This is a genomic window from Streptomyces sp. Y20 (assembly GCF_043195475.1).
Lineage (GTDB): Bacteria > Actinomycetota > Actinomycetes > Streptomycetales > Streptomycetaceae > Streptomyces.
The window spans coordinates 364016-380899 of record NZ_JBIDDP010000006.1 but is presented as its reverse complement, the minus strand read 5'-3'; the positions used below and the strand labels follow the sequence as shown (position 1 = coordinate 380899).

11 protein-coding genes and 3 pseudogenes are annotated in these 16884 nt (G+C 73.3%); 8 read left to right on the top strand and 6 right to left on the bottom strand.

Annotated features, from left to right (window positions below; all coding sequences use genetic code 11):
- Positions 1-145: 145 nt before the first annotated feature.
- From ACGFT1_RS18475 to ACGFT1_RS18465, 3 genes are all read left to right on the top strand, one after another.
- Entirely contained in the window at positions 146-382 is a 237-nt protein-coding gene (locus tag ACGFT1_RS18475; RefSeq protein ID WP_373910030.1) for an MbtH family protein, read from the top strand.
- 16 nt (positions 383-398) lie between these two features.
- On the top strand, positions 399-1388 hold the full coding sequence (gene sbnA, locus ACGFT1_RS18470) for a 2,3-diaminopropionate biosynthesis protein SbnA (RefSeq protein ID WP_373910029.1): 990 nt from the start codon (positions 399-401) through the stop codon (positions 1386-1388).
- Positions 1389-2013: 625 nt separating this feature from the next.
- Entirely contained in the window at positions 2014-2340 is a 327-nt protein-coding gene (locus ACGFT1_RS18465; protein WP_373910028.1) for a hypothetical protein, read from the top strand.
- 56 nt (positions 2341-2396) lie between these two features.
- On the opposite strand, the gene ACGFT1_RS18460 is transcribed toward ACGFT1_RS18465, so the two are convergent.
- From ACGFT1_RS18460 to ACGFT1_RS18450, 3 genes are all read right to left on the bottom strand, one after another.
- The gene (locus ACGFT1_RS18460; RefSeq protein WP_373910027.1) at positions 2397-5303 is read right to left on the bottom strand and encodes an AAA family ATPase; all 2907 of its coding nucleotides are present in this window, start codon (positions 5301-5303) and stop codon (positions 2397-2399) included.
- Positions 5304-5406: 103 nt separating this feature from the next.
- Positions 5407-5610: a hypothetical protein gene (locus ACGFT1_RS18455; RefSeq protein ID WP_373910026.1), complete on the bottom strand. Its 204-nt coding sequence runs from the start codon at positions 5608-5610 to the stop codon at positions 5407-5409.
- 41 nt (positions 5611-5651) lie between these two features.
- A complete protein-coding gene (locus ACGFT1_RS18450; RefSeq protein ID WP_373910025.1) occupies positions 5652-8627 on the bottom strand; it encodes a type 2 lanthipeptide synthetase LanM family protein in 2976 nt (991 codons plus the stop codon).
- A gap of 153 nt (positions 8628-8780) precedes the next feature.
- Here ACGFT1_RS18450 and ACGFT1_RS18445 point away from each other — a divergent pair.
- Positions 8781-8876: pseudogene (locus ACGFT1_RS18445) on the top strand (hypothetical protein); the annotation flags it as partial.
- A gap of 42 nt (positions 8877-8918) precedes the next feature.
- Here the strand turns inward: ACGFT1_RS18445 and ACGFT1_RS18440 are convergent.
- The 3 genes and pseudogenes from ACGFT1_RS18440 to ACGFT1_RS18430 all read right to left on the bottom strand — a co-directional run.
- Positions 8919-9017, bottom strand: a pseudogene (locus ACGFT1_RS18440) (XRE family transcriptional regulator); the annotation flags it as partial.
- A gap of 97 nt (positions 9018-9114) precedes the next feature.
- Positions 9115-9948: a PIG-L family deacetylase gene (locus ACGFT1_RS18435; RefSeq protein ID WP_373910024.1), complete on the bottom strand. Its 834-nt coding sequence runs from the start codon at positions 9946-9948 to the stop codon at positions 9115-9117.
- 513 nt (positions 9949-10461) lie between these two features.
- Positions 10462-10799, bottom strand: a pseudogene (locus tag ACGFT1_RS18430) (alpha-galactosidase); the annotation flags it as partial.
- Positions 10800-11128: 329 nt separating this feature from the next.
- Between ACGFT1_RS18430 and ACGFT1_RS18425 the strand changes: the two are divergent.
- From ACGFT1_RS18425 to ACGFT1_RS18410, 4 genes are all read left to right on the top strand, one after another.
- Positions 11129-12760, top strand: a complete 1632-nt coding sequence (locus tag ACGFT1_RS18425) for a glycoside hydrolase 43 family protein (protein ID WP_373910023.1) — start codon at positions 11129-11131, stop codon at positions 12758-12760.
- 51 nt (positions 12761-12811) lie between these two features.
- A complete protein-coding gene (locus ACGFT1_RS18420; RefSeq protein ID WP_373910022.1) occupies positions 12812-14833 on the top strand; it encodes a non-reducing end alpha-L-arabinofuranosidase family hydrolase in 2022 nt (673 codons plus the stop codon).
- Positions 14834-15208: 375 nt separating this feature from the next.
- A complete protein-coding gene (locus ACGFT1_RS18415; RefSeq protein WP_373910021.1) occupies positions 15209-15745 on the top strand; it encodes a cysteine hydrolase family protein in 537 nt (178 codons plus the stop codon).
- Between the two features lie 380 nt (positions 15746-16125).
- A complete protein-coding gene (locus tag ACGFT1_RS18410; protein ID WP_373910020.1) occupies positions 16126-16869 on the top strand; it encodes an SOS response-associated peptidase in 744 nt (247 codons plus the stop codon).
- Positions 16870-16884 lie beyond the last annotated feature (15 nt).

Here is a 16884-nt window from a genome sequence, read left to right as displayed (position 1 = left end):
TGCTGGCGGGCGCAAGCCCGGCACCAGGGACACAGTGGCAGGGTGCGGTGCCGCTCCTGCTGCCCGTTTGTCTCTTGCCGCCGATCCCCGGGGCCCGGCAGGCTCGCCCCGTCGCAGTGTCGAACCCCCGAGGCAGGAGGGCCTGATGACCGAGGATGCCGCCGACACCCGTACCTACCTGGTCGTGCTCAACGACGAGGAGCAGTACTCGATCTGGCTCGCCGACCGCGAACTGCCGCTCGGCTGGCGGTGCGACGGTACCCGGGGCAGCCGGGAGGAGTGCCTGGCGCACATCGGGACCGTGTGGACCGACATGCGGCCGCTGAGCCTGCGCAACCGGATGGACAGCACCGCCACCAGCGGGACCCGTGCGACCGTCTGACACCGTGCCCGCCGGCGTGCTGCAGACCGTGGGCCGGACGCCGCTCGTCGAGCTGACCAGGTTCGACCCGAGCGCCCGCTTCCGCCTGTTCGCCAAGCTGGAGGCGCACAACCCCGGCGGCTCGATCAAGGACCGCTCCGCGCTGGAACTGCTGCGCGGGGCCATCAGCGAGGGCCGGGTGATCCCCGGCCGGTCGGTCGTGGTCGAGTCCAGCTCGGGCAACCTGGGTATCGGACTCGCCCAGGCGTGCGGGTACTTCGGGGTCCGCTTCGTCTGCGTGGTGGACCCGCGCGCCAACCGCCAGAACATCGCCATCATGCGGGCGCTGGGCGCCGAGGTGGAGGTGGTCACCAGGATCGACCCGGTCACCGGCGAGTACCTGCCGGTACGGATCCGCCGGGTGCGCGAGATCCTCGCCGGCACCGAGCACGCCTACTGCCCGGACCAGTACTCGAACCCGCTCAACCCGCGCTCTCACCACGCGACCATGCGGGAGATCTGCGAGGCCGTGCCCGGCGGCCTGGACTACCTGTTCTGCGCGACCAGTTCGTGCGGGACGCTGCGGGGCTGCGCCGAGTACGCGCAGGAGCGGCGGCTCCCGGTGACCATCGTGGCCGTCGACGCCGAGGGCAGCGTCATCTTCGGGCGCGAGCCCGCGCCTCGGCTGATCCCCGGCCACGGCGCGGCCGTCCGCCCGGCGCTCCACCAGGACGGCCTCGCGGACGAGGTGGTCCACGTCGGCGACCTCGACTGCGTGGTCAACTGCCGCCGGCTGGCGCACCGCGAGGCGATCCTGGCCGGCGGGTCGGCGGGCGCGGTGCTCGCCGCGGTCCGGCGGCTGGGCGACCGGATCCCGGCCGGTGCGACCTGCGCGGTGATCCTGCCCGACCGGGGCGAGCGCTACCTCGACACGATCTACGACGACGACTGGGTCGCGTCGCACTTCGGCGACGTCGCCCACCTGTGGCAGGAGCACGGTCCAGTGGCCGAGGCGGCGACATGCTGATGCTGACGGCCGGCCAGGTCCGCCAGGCCCTGGCCGGTGCGGAGCAGCGGGTGGTGGGGGCGGCGAGCCGGGCGTACGGCCGCACGCGGCCGGCCGGATCGCGCTCCCGCACTCGCCCCTCCTGCGGTTCCCCAGGCAGGCGCACAACCCCGCCGGCCCTCGGGAACACCGGCGACGCCGCCGGCACCGGGGCGCAGGAGCCGGTCGCCGGCACCCGAGGGCCGGTGCGCATCGAGTCGAGGACGACCGCCGCCGAGGCGCGCTCCAGCCAGGTGTCCGGGTTGCCGGGAAAAGAGGAGATCCACGCCCGAGTCGGCCGGGGTCACCCTCCTCGCCCTCGACCCGGCCCGCGCGTCGAGGTCACCCTCCTCGCCCTCGACCCGGCCCGCGCGTCGAGGTCACCCTCTTCATCCTCGACCCGGCCCGCGCGTCGAGGTCACCCTCTTCATCCTCGACCCGGCCCGCGCGCGGGCCTTCGCCGAGCGCCGCGCGGCCCAGCTGCCCGGGTTGCGGACCACCACCGAGCGGATCGGGGACGCCCTGGCGGCCCACCGGCTGGTCCCGCTCGCCATCACCGCCGCCGCCCCCGCACCGGGACCCGTCCCCCTGCCCGCCCGGGACGCCGGTGCCGCACCCGTCCCTGCGCCACCTCGCCCCGGAGACCATCCTGTCCAGCGTCAACATCGTCGACGACGGTGACCACGTCTGCCGCGAGCCCACCCCGCCGCAGCCGCCCGGAGAGCGGGCCGGGCACCGCCACTTCCTCGCCGACTCGATCGGTGCCATCCTCGCCGGCGGCCGGCGCGAGCGCGACCCCGAGGCCCTCACGGTCTTCTCGCCGTGCGGCCTGGGCGTGCTGGACCTCGCCGTCGCCGACCTGGTCCGTCACCGGGCTCAGGAGCAGGATCTCGCCACCGACGTCCCGGGCTTCCTCCCACCCGGGGCGCGGTGACCGACGGCTCGCCCGTGGCACCGGGCGGGGACCGGCCGGCCCGGTGCCACGGGCGGTCAGTCCCCGCACAGCGCCCGGGCCAGCCGGCACAGCTCCGCGCGGTTCGCGCTGCCGGTCTTGTGGAGCAGGCTGGCGATGTGCTTCTCCACCGTGCGGGGCGAGATGGACAGCCGCTGGGCGACGTCCTGGTTCCCGAGCCGCTCCACGAGCAGCGCGAACACGTCGAACTCACGCGGCGTCACCCCGACCGACCGCAACCCCTCGGGAATCAGCTCCCGTCCGGTGCGCCGCTGCGCGACCGGCACGCCCGCCTGCCGGATCAGCGACCGGCAGGCGCCGGCGACGGAGCGGACACCGGCCTGGTGGAAGTACTCCTCGGCGGTCCGCAGCCAGGCGACGGGCTCGCCCCAGCCGTCGGCGAGGGCCGCCTCGGCGACCAGCCGCAGCCCGAGGTGACGACCGGTCGGGAACCCCCGGAACTCCCGCCGCGCCCGGTCCACCAGTCCGGCAGCCTCCAGGCCTCGGCCCTCCCGCCCGAGCAGGACGGCGTCGGTGAGCACCAGGAACTGCCGGTTCCAGGCCAGCGCGGCGGCCGGCGCCGCCAGGGCCGCCGCGTAGGCCGCACGGTCGGCGGCGCCGCCGACGACGGCGAGCAGCGGACCGAGACCGTACCGGCCGCTCAGGTAGAACATGTTGGGGTGCTGGTCCTCCCAGGCGGCCGCGGCGGCCAGCTCGGCCAGCGCCTGGGTGCGGTCCTCCTCCAGCAGGGCGCAGAAGGCCCGGCACAGGCCGAGCAGGACCGGCATCAGAAAGGAGGTGGATTCGTCGGCCTGGTCGAACCGGAGCAGTTCCCGCTCCATCTGCCGCCGCCGGCCCTGGTGGGCGGCGAGGGTGGCGGCCACCAGCAGCAGGTAGCGGTGGCCGCCGAGGTTGCGCATCCGGGCGCTCGGTTCCAGGCAGCGGTCGATGATCTCCTGTGCGGCCGGGAAGTCGGCGCGCTGCACGGCGTCCATCGCCAACAGGCCCTCCGCGTGCTGGACCAGGGCGAGGGCGCCCAGGTCGCGCGCGGCGTCCCGCGCCTCCCGGATCCGACGCGCGTCACCGCTGCGCAGGAAGGCGTTGGCGCCGAGCCGCAGCAGCGCCTCCACCCGCCAGACCGGCAGGCTGTGCTCCTCCGCGACGGCGAGCATGCGCTCCAGGCAGGCGTCCGCGTCGTCGAAGCCCCGCTCACGGGCCAGCAGGGCGAGCAGCTGCCAGGCCTGGCAGGCCACCACGGGGAGCTTCTCGCGCTCGGCGACCTCGGCCGCCTCACGGGCCAGCCGCTCGGTCTCGGCGGTCTCCGCGCCGTGCGCGGGCAGCAGCGCCAGGTGGGCCTCGACCACGGCCAGCGCGGCGGTGTGCCGCGGATCCGGTGCCTCGCCGAGCTGCGCGCGGGCGGCGGCCACCTGCGCCAGAGTGTCGGCTGCGCGTTCGGAGATCACCGCGGCCCACGCGAGCCTGGTGTGCAGGGCGACCCGCCGTTCGATGTCCAGCGCGTCGGCCCCCGCGTCCGGCAGCGACTCGGCCAGCGCGAGTGCCCGGTCCAGCTGCCCGGTCTCGGCCGTCGCGTGCACCAGCGACTCGGTGACGGCGGTGCGGTCGGCCGGCGCCGCGAGCCCGCGGGCGCGCTCCAGCAGCCGCACGGCGGTGGCCGAGGCGCCCCCGGCGAGCGCCCGGCGGCCGGCTTCGGCGTAGAGCAGCGCCGCTCCCGCCTCGTCGCCGCCCAGCAGGCGCAGCCGCGCCACCAGCTGGCAGCGGTCGTCGGAGACCCCCGGGTCGGCGGCCAGGACCGCCTCGGCCGCCCGGCGGGCGATCACCGCCCGCTCGGCCGGCGGCAGCCCGGCGAGCAGCGCCTCCGCGGTGAGCGCGTGCCGGAAGGCGTACTGGTCGACCGCGGTGGGATCGGGGACGACGAAGCCCGAGGCGGCCGCGGCGGCCAGCTGGTCGAGCAGCAGCCGCACGCTGTGTCCGGTGATCAGCTCCAGCGTGCCGATCGAGAACCCGGTGCCCAGGGTGGCGGCGAGCAGCAGCAGGTCGCGCACCTGCGGATCGAGCTGCGCCAGCCGTTGCCGCAGGCCGCTGACCACGCTGACCGGGACCGCGGCCGCCAGGTCGCCGGTGACCCGCCAGCCGCCGCCGTCCCGGCGCAGCACTCCGGAACCGACCATCTCGGCGAGCAACTCCTCGACGAGGTACGGGTTGCCGTTGCTGAGCGTGCTCAGCCGCTCGACCACGGCGGCGGGCACCTGCTCGGCCCGCAGGTCCAGGCAGCCGGCCGCGAGCGCGCCGACCTGTGGTGCGCCGAGCGGCTCCAGGGTGGCCAGCGAGGCGACCCGCCGCCGCTCGGCGCCCCGGGCCAGCTCCAGCGCGGCGCCCGGCTCGGGCCGCAGCGTGGCCGCCAGCAGAACCGGCAGCCCGGCCAGGTTGTCGACCAGGTAGTCCACCACGGCGATGGTCTCCGAGTCGGCCTCGTGCAGGTCCTCCAGGACGAGCAGGCAGCCGCGGTCCCGGCCGAGCACGGCCAGCAGCCGCAGCACGGCCTCGGCCAGCTCCACCGCGCTCTCGGGGTAGCCGGGCACGGCGGTGTGCCGCCACTCCGGGATCACCCGGCCCAGGGTCGGCCGGTAGGGCTCCAGCTCCTGGTCCCGGGGCACGCCCGTGACCCGGAAACGGGAGTTCAGCGCCTCGATGAGCGGGCGGTACGGCATCCCCGTACTGGTCGGGCTGCCGCGCCCGCGCAGCACCGGCAGGCCGAGCGACTCGGCCTGGCCGGCGCACTCCCCGGCCAGCCGGGACTTGCCGATACCCGCCTCCCCCACCAGCAGGACCGTGTGGCCCGCCCTGTCCTGAAGGCCGGTCAGTACCCGCCGGAACAGCCCGAGTTCGGTCTCGCGGCCGATGGTGGTCGGGGCAGTAGTGTGCACCTGCGCAGGCTACCCGTGCCGTACTCGCGCTGAGTAGAGAGCTCCACGGGAAAGATGATCACGCTTCGCCGCGGCAGCCCGCCGCTGCCGCCCGGCGGGCTGTTCAGGGGCGCTCGTCGTGGACCTCGATGCTGACGGAGGTCCACGGGCTGGTACCGCGGAACGCCGAGGACTCGCCGAGCAGCTGGGACCGGCGGCCGAGCCCGCCGCCGCTGCGCAGCCGGATCTCGCCCGCCGGGTGGTCGGTGGGGGCGCCGTGCCGGGTGCTGGGCCGCTTCCAGAACTGCACGAGGTCGGTGGTGTTCATCAAGGGGTTCCTTTCCCTGCGGATGTTCTCGGTGGTCTGCGTCAGGTGGCGCTGCCCGGCTCCAGGCGTCGCGGAGCCGTCCGCGGCCGCGACCCGGGCCGGGGCGGGACGGGTTCGGAATCCGGCGCCCGCAGCAGCAACGCCGGGGGGACCAGGTCGGCGAAGCCCAGCCGCAGCAGGCCGAGGCCGTGGCCGGCCAGGCCGGTGAGCAGGCCGGGCGCCGTGATGGTGCCGCCGTCCGCGGGGTGCGGGCCGCGCCGGACCGGCCCGGCGGCCCGCATCCGAAGCACCGCGCCGGCCGCTGTCCGGTGCGGCAGCTCCAGCAGGCCCCACTCGCCGTGGCAGAGGCTGCCGTCCGGCACCGGGCCGGCGTCCGCGAGGTGCCCGACGGCCGCGGCGACGGCCGCCGCCAGCTCCGGATCCGCCATCGCCCCGGGCCGGTCGGCGACCGCCAGCGCCACCCCCGACGTGCCGGTGCACCAGGAGAGGTCGGCGCCGGCGGACGGCAACGCGGCCACGGCCGAACGCAGCGCGGCCAGCGCCGCCCGGCGGTACCGCTCGCCGCCCGCGAAGCCGAGCAGCGCCCAGCCGACCCCGGCGGCGCCGGTGGCGAAGCCCGGCGCCGCCGGGACGGGCCCGGCGGCGAGCCGGTCGGCGCAGGCGCCCGCGCCGCGCCGGAGCTCGGCCGACGGGTACGCCCGGTGCGCGGCCAGCAGCGCTGCCAAGCCGCCCGCCGTGCCGTCGAGCACGCCGGTCGGCCGCTCGGCCCCGGCGGCCCGGACGGTCAGCGCGGCCGCCGGCTCGACCAGGGCGCGCAGCCCGGCGTCGTCCAGCACGGCCGAGATGCGGGTGAGCGCGTACAGGATGCCGCCGAGCCCGGTGAAGCCGCCCGAACCGACCGCGCCGAGATCCTCGTCCGGGAGCGCGGCGAGCCGGTCCAGCAGCCGCGGCAGCGGGCGCAGCGCGGCGCGTGCCGTCCCGGCGTATCGGTCAGCGCCGGTGAGCGCGGCCAGCTGGGCGAGGAAGAGGGCGACGCCCGGATACCCGTGCCCCAGGTCGGCGCCGCACGGCCCGAGCCTGCGGTACCGCTCGCCGAGCAGTTCGACGCCCAGCCAGTTCGCTCGGCCGCGGTCCCGGTGGGCCTGCTGGACCAGCAGGTCGCCGAGCTCCCGGGCGGCGGCGAGCAGCTGGTCGGGCGCCGGCGGCCCGGCCGGCCCGGCGGCTCGCGCACCCGGCCCGGCCGGCCGGGGTCCGGGCACCGCGGCGGGATGCGCCGGCGCCGCCGTCCGGCAGGCCAGCGCCGTCCGGATGATCCGCTCCTGCGCGGCGAGGTCGGCCTCGCCCATCGCCGCGAGGCGCACCGCCACCCGGGCCAGTCCGGGCCGGTCGAGGGCGCCGGGGATGTGGGCACCGGTGCCGCTCCACAGGTCGGTGCGGCCCGGGCGGGCGGTGAACACCGGCACGTCGCCGTCCCACAGCTCGGCGATCTCGTGGTCGAGCAATCCCGGCCAGCCCTGGTCGTCCACCGCGTCCGTGCCGAGCAGCCGCAGCAGTGCCTCCCGGTCGCCCGGCTCGCGTAACACGTCGGGGTGGGTGGCCTCGGCGAGGACCGTCACGTAGACCTGGGTGGCCCGGGTCACCACCCGGACCTCGTCGTCGGCGAAGCGGCGCAGCAGGCCGGCCAGCTCCTGCCGGTGCGTCAGGAGCGTGCGGTAGGTGGCGCGGAAGCCGGCCACCAGCGCCTCGGTGTGGGCGGCGGGCTCAGCCTCGGCGCCGGCCAGCCGGGGGCGGTTGGCCCCGGCGCGGACCGCGCCGGGCCGGCGGACCAGCCGCATGGCGTCGGTGCCCGCGGCCTCCCAGCCGGCCGTCTCGACCGGCGAGCGGCGGTCGGCGCCGCCGCCGAGGCCGGAGAGGTCGAGCGCGTCCCCGTCCCCGAGCACCAGCTGGGGCAGCAGGCCGATCCGCTGCACGGACGCGTCCAGCGCGCGGCCCGCCGGGTCGTCGGCAGCGGGGTCCTCGGGCAGCGGCGGGTGGAAGAGCGTCTCCAGGTCCACCAGCACCGGGTGGTCGGCGCAGGCGATCAGGTTCTCGTGGTGCAGGTCGGTGAGGTCGAGCACGTGGGCGAGCGCGAGCAGCGCGCCCTGGCGCAGGTAGAACCGGTCCAGTTCGGCCCGCGAGGCGCAGGGGCGGGCCTCGATCAGCTCCGACCAGCCGTGGTGCGGACGGGTCAGCAGGGCCGGTGTGCGCAGGCCGGGTGTCCCCGCGCGGGCGTTGCACCAGTCGACCAGTTCGCCGAAGTGGCGGTCGGCCGCGAGCGGGCGGGGCTTGTGCACCACCCGGCTGCCGTCGGCGAAGCGCAGCACGGCGACCCGGCGCCCGCGCCGGTGCGCGTCACCGGCGGTCCGGTCCACTGCGACCAGCGGGCCGGGGTCGCGGCCGGCCAGCAGCCGGGCGACCAGCTCGGCGCGGTCCTCGGCGTACCGGTTGAGCAACTCGGCCATGGCCGCGACGGCGTTCACGCAGCTGCGACCGACCAACCGGGCCAGCAGGGGATACTCGGTGAACAGCCGGACCAGTCCGGCTCGGGTCCCGGTGCCGGCGACGAAGTCGCGGAACCTGGCCCGCGGGGTCGCGCCCGCCAGGCGTCCCTCCACCCGGGCCACCTGGAGCTCCAGCACCAGCGCACGGGCCGCCAGGCCGCCCAGCGCGGCGGCCGTGGCCGCGGTGAACTCCCGGATGATCCCGTCCAGCCCGGTCGACCGGCCGACGCCCGGGTCGAGCCCGGCGAGCAGCCGCCGCCCGGCCAGCTCGGCGAACGGCGCGAGCACGACGGCGAAGCCGGCCGTGCCCGGCAGCGGCCCGGACGGCGGGACCGGGTCGCCGGGCGCGGCGGCGAGGGCGGCCTCGACGAACTCGGCCGCGTCGCGGTCCCACGGCTCCTGGGACTGCGCCGGCGCCGGCAGCCACCCGGAGGGGGCGGCCGGCCCGACGGCCGCGAGCGCATCGTTGGCGGTCACGACCCAGAGCCTGTCAGCCTGCGCGGTGGCGGCGCAAGAGCCGAAATACTGCCGGAATTACCCTACCGGCACGGGCACCGCCGGTGGCTGACGGGACGTCGCGGGGGCGGGCCGGCCGGGCCGCCCCCGCGCCTCTTCCGAGGCGGAGTCCTGGTGAGTCTCCGTGTGCCGGCGAACCCCGACCGTGTTCAGCGCCTGCCGGACAGGGAGCCGATCGACGAGACGCACTTGACGGAACCCGGACTGCTTGTTGTCGGCGTCGCGGCCGCCGATGACCCAACCGCCCGCGTCCGCCTGCCGGGCCCCGAACAGGCGGACCGCGTAGCCGGACGGAAGCGCGAGGGTGAGGTGACACAGGCGGGCGTCATCAGTGGTCCCGGGCGCCGCGGGATGCCGGAGCGGAACCCGCGTGGGCGAGCCCCCGGGTGTGATCCGCTCGAACGCGCCGTGCGGCCGATGCCCCGTCCCGGCCGGCCGGAAGGGCGGATCAGCGGAGTCCGGCGAAGAGATCGTTCTCGGGTATGGCCGCGCCGGTGGCGTCCTTGACCCGTACGAAGGTCTCCATGCCCATCAACTCGCCGAACCTCTGCTTGCCCATCTTGAGGAAGAAGATGTTCTCGCCCTGGCTGGCGTGCGCGGCCAACGCGTCGAACTTCTGACCGCTGAACCCGGTCGTGTCCACCCAGGTGGTGATCTCATCGTCGGGCAGGCCGATCTCGGCCAACGCGGCGGTTTCGGCGGGATCCGGCTCCGGCATGTCCTCATGGAACTCGCGCATGATCTCGCCGAACCGCTGCATCATCGAGCGGGGCATCGTCGTCCAGTACACCTTCGGTGCCAGCTCGGTCATCTCCAGCGCCGCCATCGTGATGCGGTGGGCCTGGATGTGGTCGGGATGGCCGTAGAAACCGTTCTCGTCATAGGTGACGACCACATCAGGGCGGTAATGCCGCATGAGTTCCGCGAGTCGGGCCGCGGCTTCCTGCACGGGGACCCGCCAGAAGGATCCCGGGGCGTCGTTGCTCGCCCAGCCCGCCATCCCGGAGTCGGCATAGTCCAGCGTCTCCAGATCGCTGACCTTCAGGACGTCACAGCTCGCTCGGAGTTCTTGACGGCGCATCGAGGCGACCGCCGCCGGATCGTGCCCGGGATCACCCGGCTTGACACCCCCCGGGCCGTCACCGCAACCGCCGTCGGTACACGTCACCAGGACCGTGCGGATGCCTTCCGCCGCGTACCGCGCGAGGACCCCTCCGGTTCCGGTGGCCTCGTCGTCGGGGTGGGCGTGTACTGCCATCAGCGTCAAAGGCCGGTCAGTCATGGAACAGTCCTCCAGCGGAAACACGTCTCGGTCCGCGTGTGCGACGGGCGCACCGCGGTCTTGGGGCCCGGATCCCGGTGGGCGGACGACCTTGCGGTCTCCGTGTTCACCGCCCGTGCGGCGCCGGCCCCTCGGTCGATGCAACCATGCCGGCCGGAGCCGCTGTTCCCGGCGCGGCCGATTGATCTTCCCAAGCGTCGGCGGTCGACGCGAACGAGGTGGGGACGCGACCTGTACACCGTTCCGCCGGTGCGGGTACGGCGACGGATCGAGGAACGCCGCTTCCTGCGCGAGCAGACCCGCTGAAGCACCCGCTGGCGGTCCGGTCGCCGCTGCGCGCCACCGGCTTCCCCTGCGCCCGGAGGCGCCCACCGGGGCGAGAACTCCGTCCGCCGGCACACCCTGCCCGCCTCCAGCGCGTCGTGCCGGACGTGGAACCGGAGGCCGTCAACGGAAGTCTGCCGGCTCTGGACGCGGGGGATCCAGGCGGGTCTGCCGCGGCGGTGACGACGTGGTGGCAGCGGTCGGCGGCGGCCGCCGACCGTGCCATCGCGCCCCGCCCGCTGGGTCGTCTCGAACACCCTGGACGGCCCCTGACACCTGCGCGCAGGTGCGCTCCCCCGGTGCCTCGTGGATGCCGAACTCCAGGCCCTTGCCGTGGATGTAGTGCCGAGCGCTTTCATCCCGCTCGGGAACCGGGCCGGATCGGCTCGCAGGTTGCCCGCAGCGTCCCGCTGCGGATCGAACCGGCAGTCGTCGACCACCACGTAGCGGTAACCGGCGTCCCGCATGCCCGACGGCACCATCGCATCGACGGCCTCGCGGACCTGGCCCTCGGTCACCCCGCACCCGAGCTGTTCCAGCACCCCTCTCACAAAACCGCGAAAGGTTCGTTCGTGATTCCGAACATTGCTCAGCGGTCAAGCCTATGGATGATCAGGGAGAGCCGCGAGCATGTCAATGTTGCCTACTCCTTCGGGTTCGCGTCGCAGGACCGAGCCGCGATGTCCCGCTCACAGTCTTCGAAAGATTCGATGTTTTAGACGAATCCTGCGAGAAGGATTGACGGCGCTCTCAGACTCCTTACCATCCAGAGTGCTCGGTCAGTCGATCGTCGTTCGACAGTGCGAACAAAGAGTGTCGTGTCACCCGGGACATTCGCGGAGGAGCGCACGTGAACATGTCATGCTCTGCTCAATTCTGGGATCGCCGTCGGGTGCTGGCCTCCGCCGCCGGCCTGGTCACCGGCTCGCTCCTCCCGCTCGCCGGAGCATCCAGGACCGCGGCCGCCGGAACGGCCGCCGTAGCCGCAGCGCAGTACACGAACCCGGTGATCTGGCAGGACTTCGCCGACATCGACGTCATCCGCGTCGGCGGCACCTACTACGCCTCGGCCTCGACCATGCACTACTCGCCCGGCGCCCCCGTCCTGCGCTCCTACGACCTGGTCCACTGGGAGATCGCCGGCCACTCGGTACCCGTCCTCGACTTCGGCGCCAAGTACGACCTGAACGGTGCCCGCGGCTACGTCCGGGGCGTCTGGGCATCGTCGCTGGCCTACCGTCCGCGCAACAGGACCTTCTACTGGCTCGGCCAGATCGACTTCGCCCGGACCTACATCTACACCGCCACCGCCGTCGAGGGCCCGTGGAGCAGACTCACGGCAATCAGCACGCCGTACTACGACGCGGGACTGCTCGTCGACGGCGACGACACCCTCTACGTGGCGTACGGGAACACCACCATCAGCGTGGCCCAGCTCTCGCCCGACGGACGCGGCCAGGTCCGTACGCAGCAGGTGTTCACCGCCCCGTCGAGTGTCGGCACCCTTGAGGGGTCGCGCTTCTACAAGATCGACGGGCAGTACTACATCTTCCTGACCCGCCCGGCGAACGGGCAGTACATCCTGAAGTCGTCGAGCGGCCCGTTCGGCCCGTACACGATGCGGCAGGTGCTTCTCGACCTGCGCGGGCCGATCGCCGGCGGGGGCGTCCCGCACCAGGGCGGGCTGGTGCAGACGCAGAGCGGTGCCTGGTACTACATGGCCTTCGTGGACGCGTACCCCGGCGGCCGGGTGCCTGTCCTGGCGCCGGTGACCTGGACCCCGGACGGCTGGCCCGTCGTACAGCTCGTGAACGGCGCCTGGGGCACGTCCTACCCCAGCCCGGCCGTACCCGCTCCGGCCGGCCAGGTCGCCCCGATGACCGGGGTCGACACCTTCGACGGGACGAGCCTGAAGCCGGACTGGGAGTGGAACCACAACCCGGACGACACGAGGTGGTCGGTCGGCGACGGACTGACCCTGCGGACCGCGACGGTCACCGACGACCTGTACTGGGCCCGCAACACCCTCACCCACCGCATCCAGGGTCCCACCTCCACCGCCACGGTCCTGCTGGACCACTCGGCGATGCGGGACGGCGACCGGGCCGGACTGGCGCTGCTGCGTGACTCCTCCGCATGGATCGGCCTCAAGCGCGACGGCGGCGTGACACGAGTGGTGAGGGTGGGCGGGCTGACCATGGACGGCAACTGGAACACCACCGGCACGGGCACCGAACTCGCGAGCGCGCCCGTGTCCGGTGGCCGGGTCTGGCTGCGCGCGAGCGCGGACATCCGTCCCGGCGCGGCACGCCCCGGAACCTTCTCCTACAGCACCGACGGCATCAACTACGTCCGCCTCGGGCCCGACTTCTCCATGGGCAACGACTGGCGGTTCTTCATGGGCTACCGATTCGCCCTGTTCAACCATGCCACACAGGCACTCGGCGGCGCGGTCCGCGTCACGCGGTTCGAGCTGGCCACGCCCTGAGCGGACGGAGGATCGCACCACCCGCCCCCCACCCACCGTACGAGGAGAACCATGAATCCGCTGAAACGGCTCGGCCGTCGCCGAGCCTCGGTGTTGTCCCTGCTGGCCCTGGCCGCCCTGGTGACGCCAGGGACCGCGGCCGGCGCGCCCGCAACCGTCAAGGCCTCCACGCTGGGCGCCCAGGCGGCCCGATCGGGCAGGTACTTCGGCACCGCCGTGGCCGGCGGCAAGCTCGGCGACGGTACGTACGCCTCGATCCTGGATCGCGAGTTCAGCGCCATCACTCCCGAGAACGAGATGAAGTGGGACACGACCGAGCCGTCCCGCGGCTCGTTCAACTTCGCTCCCGCGGACCGGATCGTGGCTCATGCGACGGCCCACGGCCAGCGCATGCGCGGCCACACCCTGGTCTGGCATTCCCAACTGCCGGGCTGGGTCAGCTCCATCGGCGACGCGAACACGCTGCGCAACGTGATGCACAACCACATCACCACCGAGATGAACCACTTCAAGGGCAAGATCTACGCCTGGGACGTGGTCAACGAGGCGTTCGCCGACGGCGGCAGCGGCCGGCACCGGTCCTCGGTGTTCCAGAACCTGCTCGGTGACGGCTTCATCGAGGACGCCTTCCGCACGGCTCGCTCCGCCGACCCCGCGGCCAAGCTCTGCTACAACGACTACAACATCGAGAACTGGTCGGACGCCAAGACCCAGGGCGTCTACCGCATGGTGCGCGACTTCAAGACGCGTGGCGTACCCATCGACTGTGTCGGCTTCCAGGCCCACTTCGGCGCCGGCGGTCCGCCCGCCGGTTTCCAGACGACGCTGTCGAACTTCGCCGCCCTCGGCGTGGATGTCCAGATCACCGAACTGGACATCGCACAGGCGTCGTCGACGGCGTACGCGAACACGGTCCGGGCGTGTATGAACGTCTCGCGCTGCACCGGCATCACCACCTGGGGCATCCGGGACAGCGACTCCTGGCGCAGCGGCGACAACCCGCTGCTCTTCGACCGCAACGGCAACAAGAAACCGGCCTACCAGGCGGCACTGTCGGCGCTGGGCGGCACGGCCGCGACACGACGGACCAGCGCCCCTTCACCCCGGTCCACCGCGGCCCTCCCCGCCGGCTTCTCCTGGAACTCAAGCGGCGCGCTGATCGCCCCGAAGCCGGACGCCACCCACAACATCGCCGGGATCAAGGATCCGACGGTCGTCTACTACAACGGCAAGTACCACGTGTTCGCGAGCACCGCCAGCTCGTCCGGGTACAACCTGGTGTACCTGAACTTCAGTGACTGGTCGCAGGCAGGCTCCGCCACGCACCACTACCTCGACCGCACCGCCATCGGCACCGGCTACCGGGCCGCACCCCAGGTGTTCTACTACGCGCCGCAGAAGCTCTGGTACCTCGTCTACCAGACCGGGAACGCCTCGTACTCCACCAACCCCGACATCAGCAACCCCAACGGGTGGAGCGCGCCGCGCAACTTCTACGCGTCGATGCCCGACATCATCCGCCAGAACATCGGCACCGGTTACTGGGTCGACATGTGGGTGATCTGCGACAGCGCCAACTGCTACCTGTTCTCCTCCGACGACAACGGACACCTCTACCGCTCGCAGACGACCGTCGGCCAGTTCCCCAACGGGTTCACCAACACCGTCATCGCGGCCCGCGACTCCAACAAATACGCCCTGTTCGAGGCGAGCAACGTCTACAAGGTGCAGGGCGCCAACCAGTACCTCCTGCTCGTCGAGGCCATCGGCTCGGACGGCCGGCGCTACTTCCGCTCCTGGACGACGAGCAGCCTCGCCGGCTCCTGGACGCCGCTGGCCGCGTCCGAGAGCAACCCCTTCGCGAAGTCGAACAACGTGTCCTTCCCCACCGGCGCGTGGACCCGGGACATCAGTCACGGCGAGATGATCCGTGCCGGTTACGACCAGACACTGACCATCCCCGCCTGCCGGCTCCAGTACCTGTACCAGGGCAAGGACCCCAACGCGAGCGGCAACTACGACAACCTCCCGTGGCGGCTCGGCCTCCTCACCCAGACCAACTCCACCTGCTGAACCGGCCCGCAGGCACCGGACACCCGGTGCCTGCGAGGCGAGAGCCGCGAGACTGCTGGTCGGCTCGACCAGGGCCGGTAGATCGACGAGGCGCTCGGCGCCCGGCTGGGATTCCCCAGCCGGGCGTCTCGCGTGGCCGCCGAGCGCCTCACCACCGCGGCCGGCGGGATCGGCATCGCCCCCACCGAATGGCACCTTCTGGAAATCCGGGGCCTGCTCCACCGGGTCGGAGGCGTCGTGGAGCTCAACGGCTCCCGAGCCCGGCTCCAGCGACTCCCGGCTCCGCCCGGTGGTCGCGTCGGCGCCCCGGGCGAAGCTGCCGCGGAGATACGCCGTACACGCGTTGCCCAGCCCCGATCGTGGAACCCGGGCCGCATGAGCAAGACCGCACTGATCATCATCGACATGATCAATATGTACGAGCACAAGGATGCCGACCTGCTGATTCCCTCGGTGGAATCGGTCGTGCCGGTCATGGCCGGCCTCCTGCGGCGGGCCCGCGACCAAGGGGTGCCGGTCATCTACGTCAACGACAACTTCGGCGAGTGGCGCTCGCACCACGGGGAGCAGGTCGAGCAGGCGCTCGCCGGGCCGCGTGCCGACCTGGTCGAGCCGGTGAAGCCCGACGGCGACTCCCTCTTCGTCCTCAAGGCCCGGCACTCGATCTTCTTCGAGACGCCGCTGAACTATCTGCTCACGGAGCAGGGGATCGATCGGCTGGTGCTGACCGGTCAGGTGACCGAGCAGTGCGTGCTGTACTCGGCCCTCGACGCGCACATCCGTCACTTCGACGTGGTCGTACCGAAGGACGCGGTAGCGCACATCCATGAGGACCTCGCGGAGGCGGCGCTGCGCATGATGGAGCGCAACATGGGTGCGCTCATCCGCGAGAGCCGCCAGCTGTGGGGGTGAGCGCTCCCCACGTCTGTCCGCAAGTACCGGCCGGGCCGTCTCCCCCGGCCCCCCGTCCCGAGGCCGATCGGCGAGCCTCGGAATCCGGTACGGCGATCTCCAGCCGCGCGCCGCGCGGTCTCAAGCTCGTCCCCCAGTCGCCTTGAGGATCCGGCGGCCTCGCGTACGCACGCCACCCTGCGCTTCCTGCTGACGCCCGGCCTGGCTGCGCACCTCCGCGACAGGCGTCAGCGGGCCCCACCCGCCGCCCCGGGAGCGGCCCGAAGACACAGCGCGAGCCGGCCGTCCGGCCTTGCCCCGCCGATCCTCCGCACGGACACCTCTGCCCGGTCACCGTACCGGCGCCTCGTCGAGCGGATGGACGGTGGGAGAGTGGTCGTATGTGCGGTCGATACGTCTCCACCCGGCGCCCGCAGGACTTGGCGCAGCTGTTCCACGTCGCCGAGTGGCCCCCCGCAGAGGCGCTCGCACCGAACTGGAACGTCGCCCCGACCGACGACGTCTGGGCCGTGCTGGAGCGCACCCCTCGCCACGATCGCGGTGCCGCGGCAGCCCCGAGGGAGCTGCGGCCGTTGCGCTGGGGCCTGGTGCCGTCCTGGGCGAAGGAGCCGAAGATCGGCGCGCGAATGATCAACGCGCGGGTGGAGACCGTGCACGAGAAGCCCGCCTTCCGCCGCGCGTTCGTCAGACGCCGCTGCCTGCTCCCGGCGGACGGCTTCTACGAGTGGCAGCCCGGCAAGGACCCGGCCACCGGCAAGGCCCGCAAGCAGCCGTACTTCATCCGCCCCGAGGACGAGAAGGTGATGGCGCTCGCCGGCCTGTACGAGTACTGGCGCGACCCGGCCGTCATCCAGGACGACGACCCGGCCGCCTGGCTGATGACCTGCACCATCATCACCACCGAGGCCACCGACGCAGCCGGCCGCGTGCATCCGCGTATGCCCCTCGCGCTCACCGAGGATCACTACCGGGCCTGGCTCGACCCCACGCACCAAGACCCCGGTGAACTGCGCGCTCTCCTCGGCCAGCCCGCCGGCGGGCATCTGGACGCGCGCCCTGTCTCCACGGCCGTGAACGACGTCCGCAACAACGGCCCTCACCTCCTTGACGCGATCGGCTCGTAGGTGTGTCGGGCCGTA